The sequence below is a fragment of the Paenibacillus oryzae genome (genome assembly GCF_001675045.1).
GTDB lineage: Bacteria > Bacillota > Bacilli > Paenibacillales > Paenibacillaceae > Pristimantibacillus > Pristimantibacillus oryzae.
In genome coordinates, this window is the sequence record NZ_LYPA01000008.1 from 1 (window position 1) to 1,285 (window position 1,285).

Sequence of the window (1,285 nt, forward strand, 5' to 3'; positions counted from 1 at the left end):
AATGGACTTATGTCAAGAAAGTAGACAGTACATGAAGAAACCCTTAGTTGACGCGGCTTGCGAATTGCTTCGAAAAACGTGCAGGTGAGACATAACCGAGCGCACTGTGAATTCGTTTGCGGTTGTAAAAGAATTCAATGTACGCAAACAACTCGTCTTGTGCTTGTTGCTTCGTGTGAAAACGGGTGCGATAAATAAGCTCCTTCTTCAGAATACTGTGGAAGGATTCGATGGGCGCGTTATCATAACAGTTGCCTTTGCGACTCATACTAGCTATCATGTTGTACGCTTTGAGCTTCTCCCGGTAGTCCTTGGAGGCGTATTGCGAACCGCGATCGGAATGATGAATCAGCCCTGCGGATGGTTTTTTGGCCGCGTAGGCCATCTCCAGCGCACCTAAGACCAATGCGGTAGTCATCCGATCACCCAGGCGCCACCCGACGATTTCACGGGTGCACAAATCAAGAATGCTGGCCAGATACATTTTGCCTTCCCTGCAAGGAATATAGGTAATATCAGCCGTCCATACCGTGCACGGTTTAAGCACCTTGAATTGCTGGTTTAACAGGTTTGGGGCAACAGGCAAATCATGTTTAGAGTCTGTCGTCGTCGGTTTAAACTTGCGGCTCACACAGGCGCGCAGACCCATCTCCCGCATGTAAACCGAAACCGTCCGTTTGGCGGTGGAAAACCCTTTGTTATGCAGTTCCTTGGTGATTTTGGGGCTTCCATACACCTCGTCGCTCGCTTCATATTCGCGCTTAATCTGCTCCATGACTCGAGCTTTCTTCTGCGCTTGCGGGCTCATCTCTGTTTTAAGCCATTTGTAGAATCCACTTGTAGAAACTTCGAGGACTTTGCACATCTTCACTACCGAATGAACCAAGCGATGTTCTCCGATAAACTGGAACCTTAGTTCCTTGGTCTGCTGAAGATGTGAACCGCCTTTTTTACAATGGCGAGTTCATCCTTTAAGTCGGCGTTTTCCTGTTCTTTTTCTTTCAACAGCCGCTCCAGTTCTCTCACGCGATCACTATTTACCAACGGTTCATTCTCGAATTCACGATATTTGTTCAGCCACTTGCGGATCGTCCCTGCTGGAATATCCATTTCATTCGCAATTTCTGTCAACGACTTCGTTTGCTCCTGGATGTACTTTACCGTTCTTTTTTTGAAATCTTCATTGTAATGCTGTTTTTGTTCCACCATTTCCGGACACCTCTTTCTTCGTTACGTTCATTATCTAACGTTCCTAATTCGGTGTCCACTTTCTATGCTACATGCA

At 46.7% G+C, this 1,285-nt stretch carries 2 protein-coding genes; both read right to left on the reverse strand.

Annotated features, from left to right (window positions below):
• Positions 1–43: 43 nt before the first annotated feature.
• Entirely contained in the window at positions 44–901 is an 858-nt protein-coding gene (locus A7K91_RS00045) for an IS3 family transposase (protein ID WP_245697112.1), read from the reverse strand.
• Between the two features lie 11 nt (positions 902–912).
• A complete protein-coding gene (locus A7K91_RS00050; protein ID WP_068678393.1) occupies positions 913–1,209 on the reverse strand; it encodes a transposase in 297 nt (98 codons plus the stop codon).
• Positions 1,210–1,285: the final 76 nt, after the last annotated feature.